The sequence below is a fragment of the Lachnoclostridium sp. An138 genome, from assembly GCF_002160765.1.
Classification (GTDB): Bacteria; Bacillota; Clostridia; order Lachnospirales; family Lachnospiraceae; genus Laedolimicola; species Laedolimicola faecalis.
On sequence record NZ_NFLF01000007.1, the window covers coordinates 131,467 to 153,421 of the forward strand.

The 21,955-nt window shown below is 52.9% G+C and carries 20 protein-coding genes; 2 read left to right on the forward strand and 18 right to left on the reverse strand.

Annotated features, from left to right (window positions below; all coding sequences use genetic code 11):
- Positions 1-242 precede the first annotated feature (242 nt).
- The 5 genes from B5E82_RS08170 to gpr all read right to left on the reverse strand — a co-directional run bounded on the left by B5E82_RS08170 (position 243) and on the right by gpr (position 5,408).
- Positions 243-2,318 (reverse strand): heavy metal translocating P-type ATPase, encoded by a 2,076-nt coding sequence (locus B5E82_RS08170; RefSeq protein ID WP_087307066.1) that lies wholly within the window; start codon positions 2,316-2,318, stop codon positions 243-245.
- Positions 2,319-2,324: 6 nt separating this feature from the next.
- The gene (locus B5E82_RS08175; RefSeq protein ID WP_087307067.1) at positions 2,325-2,597 is read right to left on the reverse strand and encodes a DUF6110 family protein; all 273 of its coding nucleotides are present in this window, start codon (positions 2,595-2,597) and stop codon (positions 2,325-2,327) included.
- Between the two features lie 31 nt (positions 2,598-2,628).
- Positions 2,629-2,982, reverse strand: a complete 354-nt coding sequence (locus tag B5E82_RS08180) for a heavy-metal-associated domain-containing protein (RefSeq protein ID WP_087307068.1) — start codon at positions 2,980-2,982, stop codon at positions 2,629-2,631.
- A 162-nt stretch (positions 2,983-3,144) separates the two neighbouring features.
- The gene (spoIIP, locus tag B5E82_RS08185; protein ID WP_242966274.1) at positions 3,145-4,473 is read right to left on the reverse strand and encodes a stage II sporulation protein P; all 1,329 of its coding nucleotides are present in this window, start codon (positions 4,471-4,473) and stop codon (positions 3,145-3,147) included.
- An 80-nt stretch (positions 4,474-4,553) separates the two neighbouring features.
- The gene (gene gpr, locus B5E82_RS08190) at positions 4,554-5,408 is read right to left on the reverse strand and encodes a GPR endopeptidase (protein ID WP_087307069.1); all 855 of its coding nucleotides are present in this window, start codon (positions 5,406-5,408) and stop codon (positions 4,554-4,556) included.
- 253 nt (positions 5,409-5,661) lie between these two features.
- Here gpr and rpsT point away from each other — a divergent pair, with 253 nt between their 5' ends.
- Complete coding sequence (gene rpsT / locus B5E82_RS08195) at positions 5,662-5,925, forward strand: 30S ribosomal protein S20 (protein ID WP_087307070.1); 264 nt, start codon at positions 5,662-5,664, stop codon at positions 5,923-5,925.
- A gap of 144 nt (positions 5,926-6,069) precedes the next feature.
- Positions 6,070-7,047: a DNA polymerase III subunit delta gene (gene holA, locus B5E82_RS08200; RefSeq protein ID WP_087307071.1), complete on the forward strand. Its 978-nt coding sequence runs from the start codon at positions 6,070-6,072 to the stop codon at positions 7,045-7,047.
- A gap of 22 nt (positions 7,048-7,069) precedes the next feature.
- Here holA and B5E82_RS08205 read toward each other — a convergent pair whose 3' ends face one another.
- The 13 genes from B5E82_RS08205 to B5E82_RS08265 all read right to left on the reverse strand — a co-directional run bounded on the left by B5E82_RS08205 (position 7,070) and on the right by B5E82_RS08265 (position 21,934).
- Positions 7,070-9,319, reverse strand: a complete 2,250-nt coding sequence (locus tag B5E82_RS08205) for a ComEC/Rec2 family competence protein (protein ID WP_087307072.1) — start codon at positions 9,317-9,319, stop codon at positions 7,070-7,072.
- Positions 9,316-10,260 carry a GerMN domain-containing protein gene (locus tag B5E82_RS08210; protein ID WP_087307073.1) on the reverse strand — a complete coding sequence of 315 codons (945 nt, stop codon included), beginning with the start codon at positions 10,258-10,260 and terminating at the stop codon, positions 9,316-9,318. Before B5E82_RS08210 ends, B5E82_RS08205 begins: the two co-directional genes overlap by 4 nt.
- A 40-nt stretch (positions 10,261-10,300) precedes the next feature.
- Entirely contained in the window at positions 10,301-11,680 is a 1,380-nt protein-coding gene (locus B5E82_RS08215; RefSeq protein WP_087307106.1) for a sensor histidine kinase, read from the reverse strand.
- A 73-nt stretch (positions 11,681-11,753) separates the two neighbouring features.
- Complete coding sequence (locus tag B5E82_RS08220) at positions 11,754-12,440, reverse strand: response regulator transcription factor (protein ID WP_087307074.1); 687 nt, start codon at positions 12,438-12,440, stop codon at positions 11,754-11,756.
- A 14-nt stretch (positions 12,441-12,454) separates the two neighbouring features.
- Positions 12,455-13,072, reverse strand: a complete 618-nt coding sequence (locus B5E82_RS08225) for a helix-hairpin-helix domain-containing protein (RefSeq protein WP_242966275.1) — start codon at positions 13,070-13,072, stop codon at positions 12,455-12,457.
- A 152-nt stretch (positions 13,073-13,224) separates the two neighbouring features.
- Positions 13,225-13,656 (reverse strand): DMT family transporter, encoded by a 432-nt coding sequence (locus tag B5E82_RS08230; RefSeq protein WP_087307075.1) that lies wholly within the window; start codon positions 13,654-13,656, stop codon positions 13,225-13,227.
- Positions 13,657-13,738: 82 nt separating this feature from the next.
- On the reverse strand, positions 13,739-15,085 hold the full coding sequence (locus B5E82_RS08235; protein WP_087307076.1) for an extracellular solute-binding protein: 1,347 nt from the start codon (positions 15,083-15,085) through the stop codon (positions 13,739-13,741).
- A 98-nt stretch (positions 15,086-15,183) separates the two neighbouring features.
- Positions 15,184-16,377 (reverse strand): aspartate aminotransferase family protein, encoded by a 1,194-nt coding sequence (locus tag B5E82_RS08240; RefSeq protein WP_087307107.1) that lies wholly within the window; start codon positions 16,375-16,377, stop codon positions 15,184-15,186.
- Entirely contained in the window at positions 16,367-17,272 is a 906-nt protein-coding gene (gene argB, locus B5E82_RS08245; protein WP_242966277.1) for an acetylglutamate kinase, read from the reverse strand. The genes B5E82_RS08240 and argB overlap by 11 nt, the downstream gene beginning before the upstream one ends.
- Before the next feature lie 49 nt (positions 17,273-17,321).
- Positions 17,322-18,545 carry a bifunctional glutamate N-acetyltransferase/amino-acid acetyltransferase ArgJ gene (gene argJ, locus B5E82_RS08250; protein ID WP_087307109.1) on the reverse strand — a complete coding sequence of 408 codons (1,224 nt, stop codon included), beginning with the start codon at positions 18,543-18,545 and terminating at the stop codon, positions 17,322-17,324.
- 71 nt (positions 18,546-18,616) lie between these two features.
- Positions 18,617-19,063 (reverse strand): GNAT family N-acetyltransferase, encoded by a 447-nt coding sequence (locus tag B5E82_RS08255; protein WP_087307077.1) that lies wholly within the window; start codon positions 19,061-19,063, stop codon positions 18,617-18,619.
- 25 nt (positions 19,064-19,088) lie between these two features.
- Positions 19,089-20,129 carry an N-acetyl-gamma-glutamyl-phosphate reductase gene (argC, locus tag B5E82_RS08260; RefSeq protein ID WP_087307078.1) on the reverse strand — a complete coding sequence of 347 codons (1,041 nt, stop codon included), beginning with the start codon at positions 20,127-20,129 and terminating at the stop codon, positions 19,089-19,091.
- A 242-nt stretch (positions 20,130-20,371) separates the two neighbouring features.
- Complete coding sequence (locus B5E82_RS08265; protein ID WP_087307079.1) at positions 20,372-21,934, reverse strand: GH25 family lysozyme; 1,563 nt, start codon at positions 21,932-21,934, stop codon at positions 20,372-20,374.
- Between the last annotated feature and the right edge of the window lie 21 nt (positions 21,935-21,955).

Sequence of the window (21,955 nt, forward strand, 5' to 3'; positions counted from 1 at the left end):
ATCAAGACCACCGGCGCATTTTTTCATTTCGCCGCAGGGGCTGCCCGGACAGAAGATACCGCCGGGCCCTGCCGTATGGCCCGGACAGACGGCCCGACAGACAGCCCGACAGACGGCTGCGGGGGCTGTCATCTGACAGCCCCCGCTTAAGCTTTTTCAAATTTTTCAGTTTTCTCAGTTTCCATTATCAAATCTGCGCGTCACTTTTCCACAGCCCGGACAGATACCCGTCCAGAACGCCGTCAGCCCAGAATCGGATTCATGCTCTTCAGGCTGATAACCAGCGTAGAGGTATTGTGAAGCAGGGCCGATGTGGAAGGCGGAAGGATTCCGGCTGCTCCCAGAAGGATCAGCGCCGTATTGAAACCTACGATTGTACGGTAATTTTTCTGGATTCTGCTCATCAGGCCGGTACTCAATTTTCTTAAGGCCAGAATCTGCCACAGGTTCTCGGCCCCGATAGTCACATCCGCAATCTCCCGGGCCAGCTCCGCCCCGTCGCTGATGGCGATTCCCACATCGGAGGCTGACAGCGCAGGAGAATCGTTAATGCCGTCTCCAATCATCATGACCTTTCTGCCCTTTGCTTTTTCCTCCTCCACAAAGCGGGCCTTATCCTCGGGCAGAACCTCGGAATAATACTCGTCCACGCCCACCTTTTCCGCTGCGGCGCAGGCGGTTCTCTCGCTGTCTCCCGTCATCATGACCACCTTGGAGATACCGCTCTCTTTCAAAGCGCGCACCACCTCCCGCGCTTCCTCCCGCAGCGGGTCCTCAATGCAGATCACGCCTGCCAGCACGCCCTCCACAGCCAGATACAGCTGGGAATACTCCGAAGGCAGGGAATCAAACTTTTCCTGCGTGCCTTCCGGAAGCACACATTTTTCGTCCTCAAACACAAAATGCCAGCTTCCGATCACAGCCCTCTTGCCTTCTATCGTGGTAGAGATGCCATGGGCCACCAGATACTCCACCTTGGTATGCTTCTCTTCATGCTGCAGGTCTCTGGCTTTCGCCGCGTCCACCACAGCTTTCGCCATGGAATGAGGAAAATGCTCCTCCATGCAGGCCGCCAGCCGCAGAAGCTCATCCGGGTCATCCCCGTTGAAGGATACCACCTCTGCCACCACAGGGCAGGCCCTGGTCAGGGTTCCCGTCTTGTCAAACACGACAGTATCGGCCTCTGCCACAGCCTCCAGGTATTTGCCTCCCTTGACCGTGATATGGAAGCTGCCCGCTTCCCGGATAGCCGAGAGCACGGAAATGGGAACCGCAAGCTTCAGCGCGCAGGAAAAATCCACCATCAGCACCGCCAGCATCTTGGTCACATTTCCGGTCGCCAGCCAGGTAAGCGCCGAGCCCGCCAGGGTCCAGGGCACCAGCCTGTCCGCCAGATGCTCCGCCTTTCCTTCCACGGAGGACTTCAGCTTCTCCGATTCCTCAATCATAGCTGCGATCCGATCGTATTTGCTGGCCCCGCTGCCTGCCCGGACCCGGAAAGTCAGCTCTCCCTCTTCCACCACAGTACCTGCGTAGACGGAAGCACCCCTGCTCTTCTCCACAGGAACAGCTTCACCGGTCAGAGACGCCTGATTTACCATCGCCTCTCCGGCCTCCACTGTGCCGTCAAAGGGAATCACGCTGCCCATATGTACCACGACCAGATCCTGCTCCCGCACGTTTGCGGAATCTGTCAGGATCTCCTGGCCGCCGCAGAGCAGCCAGACCTTCTCGATATTCAGAGACATGCTGCGTGCCAGATCGCCCACCGATTTCTTGTGGGTCCACTCCTCCAGAATCTCCCCGATTCCCAGAAGGAACATGATCGAACCGGCTGTGTCAAAATCTCCCCGGAATACAGATACGCCTACTGCCGCAGCATCCAGCACCGGCACCTCCATGCGCCCCTTTGCCAGAGTCTTCAGTCCATGCCGCAGATATTTCAGAGAACGGACAGCCGTAACCGCTGCCCGGAGCGGATAGGGAATAAACATCTTGCTTCCTGCCCGGAGCACCACCTTCGTGACAAGCTTCTCCCAGTATTCCTCTTCCAGTTTTCTTCCCGAACTCTGGAACACGGCCTCGGGCACCTTCACTTCTTTATAATGAAAGTTTTTTAAAAGCTCTATGATTTCTTCCCGGTCTCCCCGGTAGCAGATGACTGCGCCGGACGTCCTGCGCTGCACCTTTGCTGAGACCACATTCTCCCGTGTGCTCAGATAATACTGGAGCGTGTCCGCTTCCTCAAAGGTCATCTCTCTCTGTATGAGCTGGACCCGGATTCTTCCTTTTATCTCATGCTTAACCGTAAACCTCACGTGTTTTCACTCCTGCCCGTCTGCTGCAGGAGCCTCCGCCGCTTCACGCTCTTCGTTGATCTGCTGCGCTTCCGCATAGATATCCTCTGCGTTCTCCTGAATCACAGCCGCTGTCTTCATCACACACTTTTTAGCCCGCAGCGCTGCGGCCGTACAGTTTGTGTACACTTTTTTCGCGTCCTTACTGGACAGGATTTTGATTCCCGCCGTTCCAAACAGCACCCCTGCCGCAAAAATTCCCGTCTTTTTCCAGTCAATACATCTGAAACAATTCAGCATCTTATCAATTCCTCCTCTGATTCGTTCTTTTTCATTCTTTCATCGTATACCCGGCACGGCGGATAATCCGCTCAAGCTCCTCCCTGGAAAGCTCCCTTTTCATACGGACTACCGCAGAGCCTTCCTTCAGATTCACCTGGGCCCATACGCCTTCTTCCTGATTTAACGCGTTTTCCACACGCTCTCTGCAGTGGCTGCAGGTCATTCCATCCACGCCTATCTTTACACAGTATGGATAATGTTCTTTATTTTTATCTCTGACACGGACCCTCTTTTGAGCGTCCCCGCCCGCCCCGCAGCAGCCCTGGGTCAGCCTTCTGGCATAGCTTTTGATCCCAAAGATACAGATAACTATGACAATCAGAATAATGACTGCGCTCTCCATTCTTCCGCCCCCTTTCTTCTGTGCCGCTCCTTTTTCTCAGAACACATTATATCACCATAAGGGCGGAAAAGGCGCAAATGATATTGATAATTTTTATCAATTACATCGGCAGCTGCTTTATCAAGCCGCTGCTTGTCTCCGGCTCTCCGGGAAAACAGATTCTCAGGGATTCTTCAACACCTGATTGAGCACATAGGCCAGAGGCTCCATGGCATTGAGCATCTCCTGAAGCGTATTGGTCTGCGCTCCCGCCTCCACAAGAAGCGACTTGGGCCGCAGATGCAGGTTGTAGCGCAGGCTTTTCAGATAGACCTTTCTGGTAAAGCCGGGATAATATTTCTCGCAGGCCAGCTTCAGCTGCAGAGAAAGGGAAAGATTCTCTCCGATATAGGGATTCTGCAGATAATCAATGGGACCGTTCCGTTTGCTGAAGCTCAGGCCGTTGAAAAACATGATCTGAGCCGTGGGTTTTCCGTTTACCTCCGTCACCAGATGGGTGTCCTCCTGTACGCCGTCCCGGTGCAGGTCAATGATAACTTCTATCGTCGGATTTTCCGCCAGAATCTGCTGTACATCCGCTTCCGCCAGTGTATAAGCCTGATTCCGGTCCAGCTCTCCGTCGATAAAATCATAGACATTCGTATTATGTATGACGTTGTAGCCGTAGGTATCGCGGAGAATCTGGGTCAGATACTCGCCCACGCCTACAATCGTGGTACTGTTGTCTCCCGGCACGGAGTCCACAAAACCTTCCTGAGAATGGGTATGATAAATCAGGATCTGAGGCGCCGAATTGTCCTGCTTCATAGTCATATCCATTCCCAGCAGCGTCTCCGCGTTCAGAAGATCGCTGCTGATATCCGTATTACTTTCCACGATATAAAAATTATTTTTCAGAAAGTCAAAATCTGACAGCTGCTCCATCGTATACTCGATTCCTAAAATTTCTCCGCTCTGCGCCGCCACCGCCGTCTGATCCTCCCCGGTCTGATTCTCCTGAGCCAGCGCTTCCTGTTCTCTCCGCTCCTGTTCCAGCGCCTCCTGCTCTTCCTGGGCTGCTCTCAAGTTCTCCTCCTCCACTTTTTCCGCAATGTCGAAGGCCTCCCCTGTCTGGGCATCAATCTCATTTTCATCATGAGCCCCGCCCTGAATCAGGATCTCATAAGTGACTGCGCTTTCTGTGGCTGTCTCATACAGCTCCTGGCTATCCATAAAAGAAAACAGCGGAAAGATTCCCATGGCCTTCCTGATCAGAAACTCGTCAAATCCCGACGAAGTCCGGGGCTCCCCGGCCACAAAGGCAAGTCCCGGATAGAGACATTCTGCCGCGGCGTTCTGGAGACTCCCCTCCGCGCCTGTCAGTACCTTCATGCAGGTATAAGCAGCTTTTGACAGAGACTGGCCTTTGATTCCGTAACCCAGAATGTAAACCCCGAGAATACCGATAATCAGCCATACGATTCCATTTATGATTTTCTGCAGTCGGTTCATCTTTTCACCCCATACCGCACCTTTGTCCGGCTGGTTCCGAACGCCAATGCTATCTTCAATATATTCCTGCAGACAGTCTTCTATGACAGAGCGATATTCAGGGCTTCCGAGATCGTAAAGCTCAGATGCTTTATGGTTTCATCAATATCCTTAGGGGTCACAAACATGCTGTTCAGCCCTGGCGGAACAGCGTTTCTGTCCCTGACAGCGTCATAAACAATCGTCGCCGCGTCCACAACGGTCGGCACACCGATGGCCACGACGGGAACCCCTATGGTCTCCCGTGTCAGACTGTGGCGGTGATTGCCTACCCCCGACCCTGGATGAATCCCCGCGTCGGAGATCTGGATGGTCCGGTTCAGCCGCTTGCTGCTGCGGGCGGCCAGCGCGTCGATAGCCACCACCACGTCCGGCTGCGTCTCCTCCACGACGCCCCTGACGATCTCCAGCGTCTCCATTCCCGTCTGTGCCATGACCCCCGGCACGATCCCGCTGACCATATGAACCTTTTCTTTCTCAAAAGCCGCTTTTCCATACTCTTTTACCACATGGCGGGTAATCCGCAGATTTCCCACCACCTCCGGCCCCAGAGCGTCCGGGGTCACCTCCCGGTTGCCAAGGCCCACCACCAGCACAGAACGTTCCTCCTTCGTTCCCAGAAGCTCCTGAAGGTAAACTGCCAGAGCCTCCGAAACCTCTCTGTGATAATCCTTATCCGGCTCTGAAAGCTTCGGCGCTTCCAGCGTGATATAGACACCGATAGGTTTTCCCATGGCTTTTGCCCCGTTTTCTGACTCGATGCGGACTGTGGTGGCCCGGATATCCCGCTTTTCATCGTAGGTCTCTTCCACAGAAACTCCCCGGATCTCCACATCCTCCTCGTACCGCTCTCTGGCCTCCAGAGCCAGATCTGTGCGCACCTGAAACTGCTCCATATCTTCACACCCTCTTATTCTTTCTGCCGTCCTTTCATATGGTTATACAAACGCGTCCATTGAGCCCTCCATTCATACTCCGACGGCTTCTGCATACACTCAGTTTTCACGATTTTTTGCAAATTATGTATTGACAGAAAAGCTTTCGTGGCCTACAATAAATGAGTATGTTTTGTAAAGACGTCCGTGTCCGGCTTTTACGGAACATGTACAGATAAAATCAGTATGAATGATAATTTTGGAGGTGTACGGATTGGCTAACATCAAGTCTGCAAAGAAGAGAGTTCTGATTGCCGAGACCAGAACAGCAAGAAATAAGGCAATCAAATCTGAGGTTAAGACTGCGATTAAGAAAGTGGATGCTGCAGTTGCTGCAAAGGACGCTGAGACCGCAAAGGCCTGCCTGAAGGCTGCGATTTCTGTCATGAGCAAGGCGACTTCCAAGGGAGTGTATCACAAGAATACCACTTCCCGCAAGATTTCCCGTCTGACCAAGGCTGTAAACAGCATCGCTTAATTCAGATAAAAAAAGAGACGCCCAATACCGTCAGTTGGGCGTCTTTTTTGTCATATGGAAAGAAGTGTATAAGTGTATGCACAAGACTTTCTTCCATCCTGACAGCGTGTTTTATGTATCACAGAAATCCATGAGGTGAGCTTTATGAAAATGCTGGCAGAAGATATCAAGAACGGCAGCTTCAAATCTTCCTATCTCCTTTACGGAGAGGAGGCCTATCTGCGCACTCAGTATAAGAACCGGCTGAAAAACGCTCTGGCCGACCCATCTGATACCATGAATTTTTCCCGCTTCGAAGGAAAAGGCATCGATCCGGCTGAAATCATCAGTCTGGCTGAGACCCTGCCCTTTTTCGCAGAGCGGCGGCTGATTCTCATAGAGGACAGTGGATTTTTCAAGAACAAATGCGACGAACTGGCCGACTACCTTCCGAACATGCCGGATACCACCTGCCTTCTTTTTGTGGAGACGGAGGTGGACAAGCGGAACCGGCTTTACAAGGCCGTTCAGAAATACGGCCGGGTGACCGAATTTCAGCTTCAGGATGAGCGTACTCTGATGAAATGGATTCTCGGCACGCTCAAAAAGGAAAATAAAAAAATCACAGAGTCCACTCTTCAGCTTTTTCTGGAGCGCACCGGCTCTGATATGGAAAACATCCATATGGAGCTGGAAAAACTTTTAAGCTATACCATCGGACGGGAGGTCATTACCTCTGAAGATGTGGAAGAGATCTGCACCATGCAGACTACCGGACAGATTTTTGAGATGATCCGGGCCATCGCCGAAAAGAAGCAGCGCCTGGCTCTCGACCTTTACTATGATCTGCTGGCCTTAAAAGAGCCGCCCATGCGCATTCTTTTTCTGATTGCCCGCCAGTTCAACCAGCTTCTGCTGGTAAAGAGCCTGACCGCCAAAGGTATGGACCGGGCCTCGGTCGCTTCCAAAGCCCAGGTCGCTCCCTTTATCGCCGGACGGCTGATGACCCAGGCCAAAAGCTTTACCATGCAGCAGCTCCGGAATGCGGTACAGGACTGCGTGGACGCAGAAGAAGCCGTCAAGACCGGCAGGATGACAGATGTGCTCAGCGTAGAGATTCTGATTGTGAAGTACAGCGCGTAGGTACGGCAATATGCCTTTCTCTTTACTCCTTTTCCTCCGGGCAGAAAGCTTCTGCCCGAAAATTTTTTCCATCACTTCGCACCGTCAGCGCTCCCCAGTCCATCGTAACCAGGATTCCGCTTCCTGCCGCCCGCAGCCGTTCCAGGGTCCCCGCGTGGGGATGTCCGTAGGAGTTATCCTCCCCGCAGGAAATCAGGGCAAGGGCCGGGGAAGCCGCTGTCAGCCATGCTTCGGAGCTGGACGTGTCGGAGCCGTGATGACCGGCCTTCAGAACATCGCAGTCCACAGTGGTTCCCGTTTTCAGGATTTCTGCTTCCCCCTCTTTTCCCAAATCCCCTGTCAGCAGCATGGAGAATTCATCGTATGTAACGTAAAGCGTCACAGAAGCTCCATTGGTATCCGTGTATTCCTCTCCCTGCACCGGATAAAGACAATGCAGTTTCGCGGAGCGGTCCTCCAGCGTCATACCTCTGCTGATGATTCTGATTTTTGTGCCGGCGGCTCTTGCAAGATTGGCCAGCTCCTGGCCTTTTTCTTCTTTTAAGGACGGCTCCGACAGAAGAAGCGTGTCGATTTTCAGATTTCCGGGCCTCCTGCTCTGCTCCAGAAGCTCCCGGACGCCGGATATGTGATCCTCATCCATATGTGTAAGAATCACATAATCCAGTCTCCCCACTCCCTCTGTTTTCAGGAAAGGCAGAATCCTGTAGGTTCCCGCTTTGGATACGCTGGTGCTTCCTCCGTCCACCAGTATCTGTGTTCCCGACGCTGTCCGGAGAAAGAGGCAGTCTCCCTGACCCACGTCCAGCATGGTAAATTGAAATCCATTCGAAAAACGCGCCAGCAGGAGCATATTCATCAGAATCAGCACAGCGGCGCTTCCCAGCCGTTTTCTGCGGATATGAGTCTCCGGCCTCTTTTCTTCCTCTTCCCCCTCCTCTTCTCCAGCCGCGTACTGTTCCGCTATACTTCTTTTCCTCTTTTCTCTTACCCGGAATCTCCACAGCAGGAATATCCCAAGGCACAGATAATACAAAAGCAGCTTCCAATTCTCCGGCTTTCCACAGTGAATCACAGAGCCCGGAAGACGTAAGGAAAAGCTTCCCAGACGCTCGTAAACCTCCATAATGGCAGAGCAGAATAGAGCCAGCAGCCTGGCCGCTCCGGGGAAAAGAAAACTGACTCCCACAGCCAGAATCCCGGAAAACATCAAAGCTGTCATAAGGGGAATCACCACCAGATTCAGGGGGACCGAATACAGAGGAATCTCACAGTAAAAGCTTTCCACCATCGGAAGCGTCATCAGCTGGACCGAAAGGCTTAAAAGCACTGCCTGAAACCTTTTCCTGTGGACGGGAAAAAGTTCCTGAAGCGCCGGGTAAACCAGGCCAATCCCCAGCACTGCCCCGAAGGACAGCAGGAACGAAGCGCTTCTGGCATACAGCGGCTGTTCCACCAGAAGGAATAGGGCCGCGCAGGCCAGAGCTGTGAGCATGTCATAGCTTTTTCCGAAGATATCCGCCGTTACCGAAAGCAGGAACATGATCACCGCCCTGGCCGTCGAAGTGCTCATACCGGTAAGAACTCCATAGGACAGGACCAGAAGCATGGAAGGCACGCCTGCGGCCCAGAAAGGAAGGCCCGCTTTCCGGAACAGACGGTACAGCGTCATTCCAAAGATGGACACATGCAGGCCGGAGATGGCCAGCAGATGGGACATACCGCTCTTCTGGTAAATCTCTTTCGTCTCATTGGACAGCTCTGACTTATCCCCCAGCAGCATGGCTCCAATCACGCCCCTGTATTGTTCCGCGAAAAGAGCTCGGCATCGTCTGCTTAACTCCTCCCTCAGGCGGTAAAAAAACTGTGGGACAGCCTGTACGCTTCCATCGATCACTTCCGCTTCTTCCGCATAGCAGAACAGAAGAATCCTTTTGGTCTGATAATACAGCCTTGCGTCAAACTGACCCGGATTCGCCGGTTTTTCAGGCTCCTTTAATTCAAAATTATTCTCAATTCGTATGGTATTGCCGATAGAAAATAAGGGTTCGGCGTCGAAATATACCAGAATGATTCCGGTATCAGATAAATTTGTGTTTTTCAGGCTGACGGCCTTTCCTCCCGGTTCGATTCCGCAGATCTCCCCGGTGAGGACTTCCGGGCTTCCCCTGCCCTCCGGCAGGGGAGATGCTTGCATCCACAGGTCTGCCGGAAGAATCAGGAGAAGCAGTGTCAGAAAAAGAGCCGTCAGACATAAAGGTCTTTTTCTCATTCTTCCTCTATAATATCCAGATTTCTTGAAAAAATCGTATCAAAACGAATGCTCTCCCGGAAAACCAGATTGGTTTCGCCATTGATCAGAATCTGCACCCTGCTGATTCCGGGAATATCCGTCAGAGAATTGACAATGGAATAGATCGGAACAGCTTCCGTCACATCATATCCCTGGCTCAAAAAGCCGTTGTCCAGATTCACATAGCAGATGCCGTCTTTAACAGAGATGTTCAGAAGCTTTGTCTCTTTCGGAATCGTCGGATAGGCGTCCTGGGTAAGCGGGCCGCTGATCAGCTGCTCCACCACAAGCTTTTCCAGAGATACATTGCTGCTGTAACTGATATTCACCGTCTCCCGTACCAGCTTATCTCCACTTTCATTTGCAAAGTACAGGGTTGCCGTTGTGACAGTGTAATCATCCGCTCCGCTGCCCGGATTCTCCACGAAGCTTTCCGCATTCATGGGGCCGATGGGTGTCTCCGCCGAGTCTGTCAGAGGATTCTCCCCTACCAGAAAGGTGACGTACTCCACTTCCGGAATCTGACAAAGGGTACATACCACCGCCATACGGGTAAGGATCTCCTTCGTCGCGGACATCTTTTGATAATCTATTCCAAAATTGAGAGACAGCTGGCCATTTTCCAACGTATAGCTGGCCACTGCGGCTTCCTGTGTAAGGACCGCTTTCAGGTCTGTCTCCGAGGGAACGGCCGCAAGCTGCTCCAGAAATTCAGATATCAGCTCCTCCGTTCCGGACCCTGAAGGCTCATAGTCTACAGTATCTACCGCCGTCTCAGACTGATTCAGATAATATATTTTATAACCGCTTTCACTTTCTTCCGTCTCTGTACTGCTTCCTTCCTGGCAGGCCGACAGAAGAGCTGTCAAAAGCGCCAGCGCCAGTATGGCGGCAGCCGCGCGCCGTCCTGTTCGTCTCATGAAACACCTCCCGGCAGTTTCTTCCCGCGCCGGTCCTTTCTTACGCAATATAATTCAGCGGAATCCGGACAGAAAATGTAGTGCCCTCTCCCAGCTGGCTGGACACTTTTATGGCCCCCTTATGCACAAGAACCGCGCTTTTTGCAATGGCAAGTCCCAATCCCGTTCCATCAATCTCATTGGAGTGGGACTTATCCACACGGTAAAATCTCTCAAAGATGTAATCCAGAGATTCCTCCGGTATTCCCATACCGGAATCCATCACCTTCACATAGAAAAACTTATGGTCCGCGTCCAGGGACACATGGACCCAGCCGTTTTCCTTATTGTACTTGATGGCGTTTTCCACCAGATTTGTAAAAGCCAGCGTAAGCCGGCCCTCATCCACTTCCGCCGTCACCGGCCGGAAGCTCTCCAGCACCATCTCTATATTCTTTTTGGAAGCAATGGGACGCAGCCGTTTTAAAATCAGCTCCAGCAGATCGTTGATATCCACCGGCTCAATATTCAGGCTGGCCGCCTTTTTGTCCATTTTTACCAGAGAAAGCAGGTCTGTGATGATCTTGTTCTCTCTCTCGATCTCCTCTGCAATGTCTCCCATAAATTCCTTGTACAGCTCCACCGGGGCCTCCTCCTGCATCAGCAGGGAATCCGCCAGTACCTTCATGGAAGTCAGTGGCGTCTTCAGCTCATGGGACACATTGGAGACAAATTCCTGCCTGGATTCATCCAGCACCCGCATCTGTGTGACGATCTTATTAAACTCTTCCGAAATCTGCTCGGTCTCCGTATAGGCTTTCACTGCCAGATCGTCCGCGGAATGTCCGCTGGAAATCTCATGGAGTTCTGATCTCACCCTGTCAACCGGACGTACCAGCAGATGAGAAAACAGAATCGCCAGAGCCGTCACCAGAATTCCGTACACCAGGAAGAATACAGCCGCATTTCCTGTCAGGGCTTCCACATTGACCTTGATGCTGTCTGTAGACATACTGACCAGCAGTACCCCCAGTACCGGAGAGCTGTTGTCTTTCCCCGTGCTTTCTCCATCCGCGGCCGTGGTATCATTATTTTTGACCGGCACTGTAATTTCTATAAACCCCTCAGCCGTGGTCTGATTTGTAGTCTCTCCCTGGAAACAGCGGATGACCTCTTCTGATACCACGTATCGGCCTTCAATCAGATCGTAGGTATCCTTGATAGCCCGGAAGTTCTGATCGACCACAATAATCCGGCCGTCATACATGCCGGCCAGCTGTGCCAGCTCGCCGTCTATGAGCTCCGAAGACGCGTTATCCAGATAATGATAATTGATAAACTGATTTGCCAGTATTCTGCACTGATTCTGCACTTCCGTAGTTCTGGAGGAGACAGCCCTGCTGTGATAACTGCTCAGAAGGCTGGCCGCCATCAGCGCCATGGGAATCCACCCCGCCGCAAGAAGCACCAGAAGAATCCGGAATTTCAGACTTTTCAAATATGTAAAAACAATTCTATGCCTGGAAATAGTACCCAACTCCCCACTTGGTATGAACGTATTTCGGTTCACTCGGATTTGTCTCAATCTTTTCTCTCAGCCGGCGGATATGCACATCTACCGTCCGCACATCTCCGGGATATTCATACCCCCAGACTGTATTCAGAAGGTTCTCTCTGCTGTATACTTTTCCGGGATTGAGCGCCATAAGCTCCAGCAGATCGAATTCCTTGGCTGTCAGATTGATCTCCCGGCCGCCGATAAACAGACGGCGGCTGTCCAGATCCATCTTCAGATCCGCGGCCTCCACCACCCTGCTCTTCTGATCCTTTTCCGGCCGGCCGGTACGGCGCATAATCGCCTTGATCCTCGCCTTGATCTCCAGAATATTAAAGGGCTTCGTAATATAGTCGTCCGCTCCGTATTCCAGGCCCAGAATCTTATCCATATCCTCGCCTTTGGCTGTCAGCATAATGATAGGCATATTGGAAAATTCACGGATCTGCTGGCATACCTCAAAGCCGTCCAGCTTCGGAAGCATCACGTCCAGAAGTACAATATCGTATTCCTTCGCTCTGGCGTACTCCAGGGCTTCCTCCCCATCGTAAGCACAGTCTACTTCCATCCCTTCCTGCTCCAGACTAAAGCGCAGTCCCTTTACAATCAGTTTCTCATCGTCTACTACCAATACTTTCTTTCCCATGCTTCCTGCCTCTGCTATACTGTAATCTGATCTTTGATTTTCTGAAAAACGCCTTCTTTTATCCCCGGAATCTCCATCAAATCTTCCGGCTTCTGAAACCCTCCATGCTCCTCCCGGTAGTCGAGGATCGCCCGGGCCTTGGCTTCTCCTACTCCTGTAAGCGTCATCAGCTCCTCTGCCGACGCTGTATTCAGGTTTACCAGGCCGCTCTCCGCTTCCTTTTCCTCCTCCAGGAGCTCTTCCGCCCGTTCCGCGGACGGCACCTCAATCTTCTGGCCGTCACTTAAAAGCTCCGCCAGATTCAGCCAGGTATCCGACGCTTCCTCCGTCATTCCGCCTGCCGCTTCAACGGCGTCCACAACCCGGGCGCTCTCCGGAAGCTCATAGACTCCGGGAGCATGCACTTCTCCGCAGACATAGACACAGATAACGCTCTCCGCTGTCTTTCTGGAAGCCGTCTCCCCGGCTGCCTCCTCTGCCGCTTCGCCGGAATCTGCCGTCTCACCGGCCGGAACATTTCCAGTCTCCTCACCGCCGCTGTCATACAGCACAGCTGTATCCCGGCAGCCGGCCAGACACAGGACTGTAAAAAGCAGCATGAATAAAAAAGCAGTTTTCCAACTGTATCCCATTTTCCCCATCCTTTCCTTCTGATGAGGCCCCTCCGATACAGAACAGTTTTATTGTAACGGAGTTTGAGAAGGATTACAAGCGGTTTTTGTATTTTTCAGCATGAAGCAGGCTGCCGGCGCTTCAGCCGGTGCCGGAAAACATCCTGCCTGTTCTACTCCCATTTGAACAGAACCACTCCGGCAATGGCCACAGCCATGCCTATCATCTTTCTCCAGGAAAAATCGGCTTTCTCAGCTCCGAAAATACCGAACAGTTCAATAAGATAGGCCACAATCAGCTGGGAAATCACGATCAGCATGGCCGCTTTCGCCGGTCCGAGGCTTTCCATGCTCTTGATAACCGTAAAGGTGATGAAGGCTCCAATGACGCCTCCCAGCAGCATGTATTTTGGGCTTACCTGAAAGACATTCAGAAGATTTTCCCTCTCTTTCACGCTCCACACCGCAAGACAGGTCACAAGGGCCGAGAGCTGGACCCAGCTGGCCGATACCCAGACGCTGCTGGCCTTCGTCACTTCTGTGTTAAAGACACCCTGAACGCTCATCAGAGCTCCTGAAATCAATGCAATAAAAATTCCAATCATGGTTCCGCTGCCTCCAGTCTTTCCAATTGCTGAAAGTAGTTTTCCCATAACTGGAATTTTCATTCACTCAGCCCGAAGGCTCTTATTCCTGAGTTCCAAGCTGCGCCATCATCTCCTGGGCCACGCTCTCCGCCTCAGTCTGGGCGTCGCTGCCCTGCCAGATATTCGCAAAAGCAATCTCCATCTCAATCCAGTAGTTGCTCAGATCCGTCAGTTTCGGAACCTCTACGGAATTCTCATACTGCTCCAGCAGCACGGTCATCTCCGGATTCTCATACTCCACATCCAGGCGCACCGGCATCTTGCCTGTCAGCGCATACAAATCGCCTGCCTTGTCGCAGGTCAGATAGCGCGCAAAGCTTTTGGCCAGATCCCTCTGGGAGGAATAAGCATTCACCACCACGGAGTTCGTGACGGAAAGCCCCTTGGTAGCCAGTTCTGAGGTCAAATCCGGAACCTGAGCAATCCCGTAGAAATATCCTTCCGCCTCAGTACCCTCTGTCTCTGAGGCTTCTCCTTCCGCGCCTTCTTCCTCTGAGGTTTCGCCTTCCGCGGCCTGTGCGGCAATCGCGGCGTCAATCTGCGCAATGGCGTCTGTCTTCGCTATGGTATAGACGGTCTTGCCGTCGATAAATTCCTGTATCACATTCTCTGTGGTCACTTCTTCCGCATCGATGGCAAAGAACGCGTTCAGGCTCTGGTAATACTGCAGGCAGGCCGTCACCTCATCCGCCATCAGCTGTACCTGTGAGGGATCGTCTCCGGTCTCTCCTCCCAGATTCACATAATTGGCAATGAAGAAAAAGTTCGAGAAAATATCCGCCACATTCCATTTGAAGATGTTTTCCACCTGCGCTGTCTCTTCGCTTCCCTCATAGCTGTCCGCGTAGGCCAGAATGTCATCGATGGTGGCCGGCGCCGTATCTACATAATTCTTATTGTAAAGGAGGCAGCAGGTCTCAAAATAAAACGGATATGCCATCAGCGCTCCGCCGCAGGAGGCTGCGCTCAGCGCCTGCCGTGGAAAATACATCTCCAGCTCCCGATCGGTAAAGCTGTCATTCTCTACCGTGATGCCTGCCAGACGCGCTTTTTCCAAAAGCTCGCTGGAGGTGATAAAAAGGTCCGGACCTCCCAGATCCGAAATGCTGGCCGTATTGATGTGTTCAATATAATCTACCGCCGTCACCAGCTGCAGCGTAATTTCCACATGATTCTGCTCTTCAAACTCAGATGCGGCCTCCACCAGATACGGACTCAGCTTTTCGTCCGTATACCAGAGCGTAAGCTTCTCCGGTTCCGCATCCTGCCCGGTCATGGCCGCTTCTACCTGCTCTCTGTGGTAAGACCAGGCCACCTGCGTCATCTGGGCAAACACCAGCAGCACTACAAAGATAGCCGCTGCTCTCCGGTAAATCTTATGTCTCATGAAAGATCCTTTCTAATCTCTGTACTTCCAGGCTGGAAACATTGCAAAACCCGGCCGGGAATCCCGGAAGGGCCGCTCTGCCCGTACCAAAAAAGCCGTCAGGCAAAGGCTTTTTCCAGCTTCTCCAGCATCTCATCCACATGAGCCTCCGTGATCACCAGCGGCGGCACCAGACGAAGTACATTGCTGCCTGCCGTAATCACCAGAAGACCCTCTTCCAATGATTTTAACACAATCTCATTCACGGGTCTACCCTGGATTTCCAGACCCTGAATCAGGCCCTTTCCACGGCGCTCCGCGATAAAATCATATTTCTTTACAAGGCCGTCAAGCTTCTCTTCCAGATATGCGCCCACCTGCCGCACATGCTCCACAATATGGTCCTGCTCAAAGATATCCAGAACCTTGGACACAGCCGCGCATACAAAGGGGTTTCCGCCATAGGTCGTTCCGTGATCTCCGGGAGCCAGAGAGGCCGCAGCCGTCTTCTCATCCAGCAGGAAGGCTCCTACCGGAACGCCGCAGCCCAGAGCCTTGGCGCAGGTCATGATATTCGGCCTGACACCATACTCCTGCCATGCAAACAGATGTCCGGTACGTCCCATGCCGCACTGAATCTCATCCAGAATCAGAAGGGCGTCATGCTCCTCGCAGAGCGCCTTCACCCCTTTTAAGAATTCCTCCGTGGCCGGGTAGATGCCTCCCTCTCCCTGGACTGTCTCCAGAATCACCGCGCAGGTATGCTCACTGAACTGTGCTTTCACGCTCTCCAGATCGTTGTAATCCGCGAAACGGATGCCGCCCACCAGAGGGCGGAACGGAATCTGGTAATGTTCGTTTCCGGTCACGGACAGGGCTCCCATGCTTCTTCCATGGAAGGAATGGTTCATGGCAATGATCTCATAAGCGTCCGTCCTTCCCTTCGCGTAGGTATATTTCCGGGCCGCCTTCAGGGCTCCCTCGATGGCCTCGGTTCCGCTGTTGGTAAAGAAGACCTTGCTCATGCCGCTTAAGGATACCAGCTTCTCCGCCGCCCGGGCCGCAGGTTCATTGTAATAAAGATTCGAGGTGTGCATCAGCTTGTCGATCTGGGCTTTCAGGGCCTCGTCATAGCCCGGATAGTGGTAGCCCAGGGCCTGGACCGCGATTCCGGCCGCAAAATCCAGATATTTCTTTCCTTCCGTATCGTAAAGGTAGACGCCCTCTCCGTGATCCAGTACCACCGGATACCGGTTATAGGTGTGAAGGACGGCCTCTTCGGCCTGTTCCATAATCTGTTCTTTATTCTCCATCATAATAATTGGTCTCTCCTTCGCTTAAAATCGCTGTTCCGATTCCCTTGTTCGTAAAGATTTCCAGAAGCAGGCAATGGGCGATCCGTCCATCCAGGATATGGACTCTGGACACGCCGTTCTCGATGGCGTCAATGCAGTTGTTCAGCTTGGGCAGCATGCCGCCGCCGATATTGCCGCCTGCAATCAGCTTTTTCGCCTCTGCCACATGGAGCTCGGAAATCAGCGTGGACGGGTCCTCCGGGTCCCGGCGCACGCCCTCGATATCTGTCAGGAAGGCCAGCTTCTCCGCGTGAACCGCCCGGGCAATGGCGCAGGCCGCGTCGTCCGCGTTGATATTATAAGTGCGGAACTCCCTGTCAAGCCCTACCGGGCACACGATCGGAAGAAAATCCTTTTCCAGCAGATCATACAGGATTTTCGGCTGAACCTCCGTAATCTCGCCGACGTAACCGATGTCCTGTCCGTTCGAATACTTCTTTTCCACCTGAAGCAGGCCGCCGTCCTTTCCGCTGATGCTGACCGCCTTCACGCCCAGCTCTTCCACCAGCTGCACCAGGCTCTTTCCCACCTTGCCCAGCACCATCTCGGCGATCTCCATGGTCTCCTCATCCGTCACCCGCAGGCCATTAATGAAGTGGGGCTCCATTCCCACCTTACCGACCCAGCGGCTGATTTCCTTTCCTCCGCCGTGGACAATGATGGGCTTGAAGCCTACCAGCTTCAAAAGGGTCACATCCTGAATCACGCTGCGCTTCAGAGACTCGTCCACCATGGCGCTGCCTCCGTATTTTACTACAATGATTTTCCGGTTAAATCTCTGGATGTAGGGAAGCGCTTCTACCAGCACCTTGGCCTTTTCCAGATAGGTCTGCATTTCTTCTTCTCTGCTCATTTTTCGTACTCCTCTCAGCTCTTATCCGACACGCTTCCCATTCCCTTTATCAGGAGCGGTAATCCGCGTTAATCTTCACATAATCATAGGTCAGGTCGCAGCCCCAGGCCACAGCCGAAGCCGTTCCCATTTTCACATCCGCAATGGCTGTCACCTCCGGCTCGGAGAGAATCCGGGTGGCCTCCTCTTCGCTGTAATCCACCGCCACTCCGTTTTCAATGATCTGGATGCGTCCTGCGGCGCTCTCAAAAAACAGATCCACCTTCTCCGGATCAAACTGGGCGCCGGAATAGCCCATGGCGCAAAGAATCCGTCCCCAGTTGGCGTCATGGCCGTAGATGGCCGCCTTCACCAGACTGGAGGTCACCACGGATTTACTCAGGGTCACCGCCTGCTCCTTGCTCTCGGCTCCCACGATCTTCACCTCGAAAAGAGCTGTAGCTCCTTCCCCGTCTCCCGCCATCTTCTTTGCCAGATAGGTATTCACCTCATTCAGGGCCGCGGCAAAAGTCCGGTAATCCTCATTTTCCTCCGTGATCTCCGGATTGCCCGCCAGACCGTTGGCCAGCACCAGCAGAGTGTCGTTGGTAGAGGTGTCTCCGTCCACGGAAATCATGTTGTAGGTGTCCTTCACATCCGCGCTGACTGCCCGCTGCAGCATTTCCTTTGAAATGGCCGCGTCGGTGGTCACGAAGGCCAGCATCGTGCACATATTCGGATGAATCATGCCGGAACCTTTACTCATACCGCCGATAGTCACCGTCTTTCCTCCCAGCTCCACCTGTACGGCGATCTCCTTATGGATCGTATCCGTAGTCATGATGGCTTTCGCCGCCGCAGTGCCTTTTTCCGCGCCTTCTCCCTTTGCTTCCTTCAGAAGGGAAATACCCTTTTTCAGCCGGTCCATGGGAAGCTGCATGCCGATGACGCCTGTGGAAGCCACCAGCACTGCCGTCTCCGGCACGCCAAGCACCTTCGCAGCCTCTTCCGCTGTCTCCTTACAGTAACCGTAACCCTCTGCTCCCGTACAGGCGTTGGCGATTCCCGAATTTACAACCACAGCCTGTACGTAAGGCGCCTCCGCCACAATCTTCTGATCCCATTTCACGGGAGCCGCCTTCACCACATTGGTGGTAAAGGTTCCTGCTGCCCGGCAGGGAATTCCGCTGTAAATCAGAGCCATATCATCCCGGCCCTGGTATTTGATTCCGGCCGCCGCGGCAGCTGCCTCAAAGCCCTCCGCCGCAGTCACGCCTCCTTCGATTCTTGTAATCTTCTTCTCACTCATAATTCTTTTCCGCCTTTTTCCTGATTCTTGTGTTTGATATTGGTATCAGCACAAAACTATTTATTAAACTCCGTAATGTTTTTCTCATTCAGCGTAAAATCATAATAATTCAAATCCAGGCGCCTGGTCCAGCCAATCCGGTTCCAGAACGCGTTTCCGATATCGTTTCTCGTGAAGGCTATCAGGGAAACCTTGCTGATCTCCTCCGCCTTCAGCGCGTTCATGGCATACACTACCATGGCCTTTCCGATACCGCGCATCCGGTAGTCCTTATGAACGCACACATGGTACAGACAGCCTCTCCGCCCGTCATGGCCGCAGAGAATGCTTCCCACAATCTTTCCGTCTTCTTCCGCCACCACGCTGGTGGTGGGATTCCGGCGCAGGAAGCGCTCTACGCCTTCCCGGGAATCATCGATGCTTCGGATGGCAAAGCCGCTGATAGTCATCCACAGGGCATGCACCTGGTCAAAATCTTCTATGGTCATCGTACGTACAGTCATTTTTTTCGTCCTTTCCGGCCCGGCTTTACGGGAACATGGGGACCAGCTCCAGTCCCTCGCTCTCCTTCAGGCCGAACATCAGATTCATGTTCTGCACGGCCTGTCCGGCCGCTCCCTTTACCAGGTTGTCCATGGCTCCCATCATAATCACGCGCCTGGTACGGGGATCGATTTTGAAATTCACATCCACATAGTTGCTGCCTTCCACCCATTTTGTCTGAGGGCATACATCCTTTTCCAGTACGCGCACAAATTTCTCCGAATCATAATATTTATCGTAGACAGCCTTTACCTCTTCATAAGAAACTTCCTTTTTCAGAGAGGCGTAAGCCGTGATGAGAATTCCCCGGTTCATGGGTACCAGATGAGGCGTAAAATTGATAAGTACCGGACAGCCCGCCGCGTATCCCAGCTGCTCTTCAATCTCCGGCGTATGGCGGTGCGTGGCGACTCCGTAAGCCTTGATATTCTCATTCACTTCGCAATAGAGATTGTCCACCTTTGCGCCCCTGCCTGCTCCGGAGGTTCCGGATTTGGCATCCACGATAATGGTAGCAGGGTCGATCAGCCCTTCCTTCAAAAGAGGATAGATGGAAAGCGTGGTGCAGGTGGGGTAACAGCCCGGATTTGCCACGAGACGGGCCTTCTTCACCGCTTCCCGGTTGATTTCGCAGAGTCCGTAGACTGCTTCCGGAATAAACTGAGGAGAGGGATGCTTGATCTTGTACCATTCTTCATAGGTATCCACATCTTTGATCCGGAAATCCGCGCTCAGATCCACAATCTTTGTTCTGGAGAGAATCTCCTCATTTACCAGAGAAGCGCAAAAGCCCTGGGGCGTGGCTGTAAAGATCACGTCCGCCTCTCTGGAAAGCTCGTCCATATTGTCATCCATACATTTGGCGTCTACGATTTGAAACATATTCTGATAGACTTCCGCGTACTTCTTATCTATGTAGCTTCTGGAGCCATACCAGCAGATTTCCACATCCCTGTGTCCTGTAAGGATGCGCACCAGCTCTCCTCCCGCATATCCGGTAGCTCCGATAATTCCTGCTTTAATCATAATTTTTCCCTGCCTTTGTCCAAGATTTCCGTTCCATTCTAAACCTGTTTGAACGGCTTTTCAAGTGTTTTTCGCTATATTCGCATAAATATTCATGTTTAGTGGATATATTATCATTTTAATGTATATTATGCAAGCATAAATTGAATTTTTACATAAAAATTCACATCCATCCCGGCCGGAAAGACCTGAGACGGATGTGAACTGCTCTGTTCCTGCTTCTGATTTGATTCTACCGCATCTTATTCTACTGTCTGCAGATAGCTGCTGATGCAGTACAGCGTCTGCCCGTTGTATTCCACCCGGGACCAGCCCACATCAGAGACTCCCGTGCGGGTGATGACTTCGCCATTATACAGCTGGGCGATGACCTGGGAAGGCTCCTCCACACTGGGACGGTTCCGCAGATTCGTCACCTCCTTGGCTGTCACCTGCTCGGACACTGTGGTAAATTTCGTCTTAAACTCACTTTCCGGTTCCTGGGCAGGAGGCGTGTAGCTCAAATCCGTAGTCAGCAGACTGGAGACTGCATAGAGAGTCTGACCGTTATACTCCAGTCTGGACCATCCATTGTTTCCTGTCCCGGTACGCAGAGCCGTCTCCCCGTTTCGAAGCTGAGTGACCACATTACTGTCGTCTCCCTGATCCATGGTGCTCCGGAGATTGGCCAGCTCCTTGGCCGTCACCTGTTCTTCCACTTCGGTAAAGTCCACTCCCACCTCCGGATCGGCTTCTACCCGCCGGGCCGTTCCTGCCGCTTTGGGCTCCGCCGCCTCACTGTATCCAAAGTAGGCCACATTCCGGTCCACTCCTCCGTCGATGCCTGCCACAGTTCCCTCATTTGTATACTGCCACATCACATGCTCTCCGGAATATTCCGGCCGTTCCGTATCCGGATAGTCTCCGATTCCGTACTGGGCCACCCAGATCCGGTACTTCAGCTCCAGAGTATCCGCATCCCAGAGCTGGTTCCCCTGAAGCTCGTTGCGGGCCGCGTAAAACATTCCCGTATATCCCCGTGATTCCACCTCATCCAGGAAAGCCTGGGCGATCCGGGACCGTTCCTCTATGGTCAGCTGATACTGGCGGCTGTCCGGATTCTGAAAGCCCTCGCAGTTATAGGCCACCGGATAGGTGATGGAATAACCGTCCAGCAGATCGCAGACCCAGCCGGCCTCTTCTCTGGCCTCCTCTTCCGAAACTGCTGTGGAAAAGAAATAGGCTCCCAGATAGAGTCCCTGCGCTCCGGCTTCCTGAAGATTATACCTGGCACAGGCATCTTCTGTGATTTCTCCTGTCTCCGAGCTTCGGTATCCCACCCGGACCATCACGAAATCCTGGCCTTCCGCCGCCTGGGACCAGTCGATATTTCCCTGATACTCGGAAACATCGATTCCAAGCGTCACCTCGTCGGTCTCTGTATCTATGACCTTTACAGTGCTGACCCTCTCCTCTTCCTCTTCCGTTTCTTCTGCCATCACTTCCGACGTGGCCTGGCGGAACAGCTCCAGATTCTGCATGCCGGCCCCCTGTATGACGGCCGCAGGCTCCACCGCGTTTCCGTCTCCGCAGCCCCTGAAAATGACTGCAAAAAGCATGAGAAACAGAATCAGAACCGCTGCCGCTTCCCCCAGCAGCAGAAGCATCCGTTTTCTCTTCCGCTGTGCCTTACGTGACCGCCTGCTCTGAGGCTTTCTTCTTTTCTTCCGCTTTTTCTGCTGTCTCTGCAGTCTCTCCCTGTGTTCCTCCGGACCGGAATTTCCTTTTTGTACCTCCCTGTTCTGTGACAGCTCCTTCTCCTCCATCTGCCGTACCTCTCTTTATTC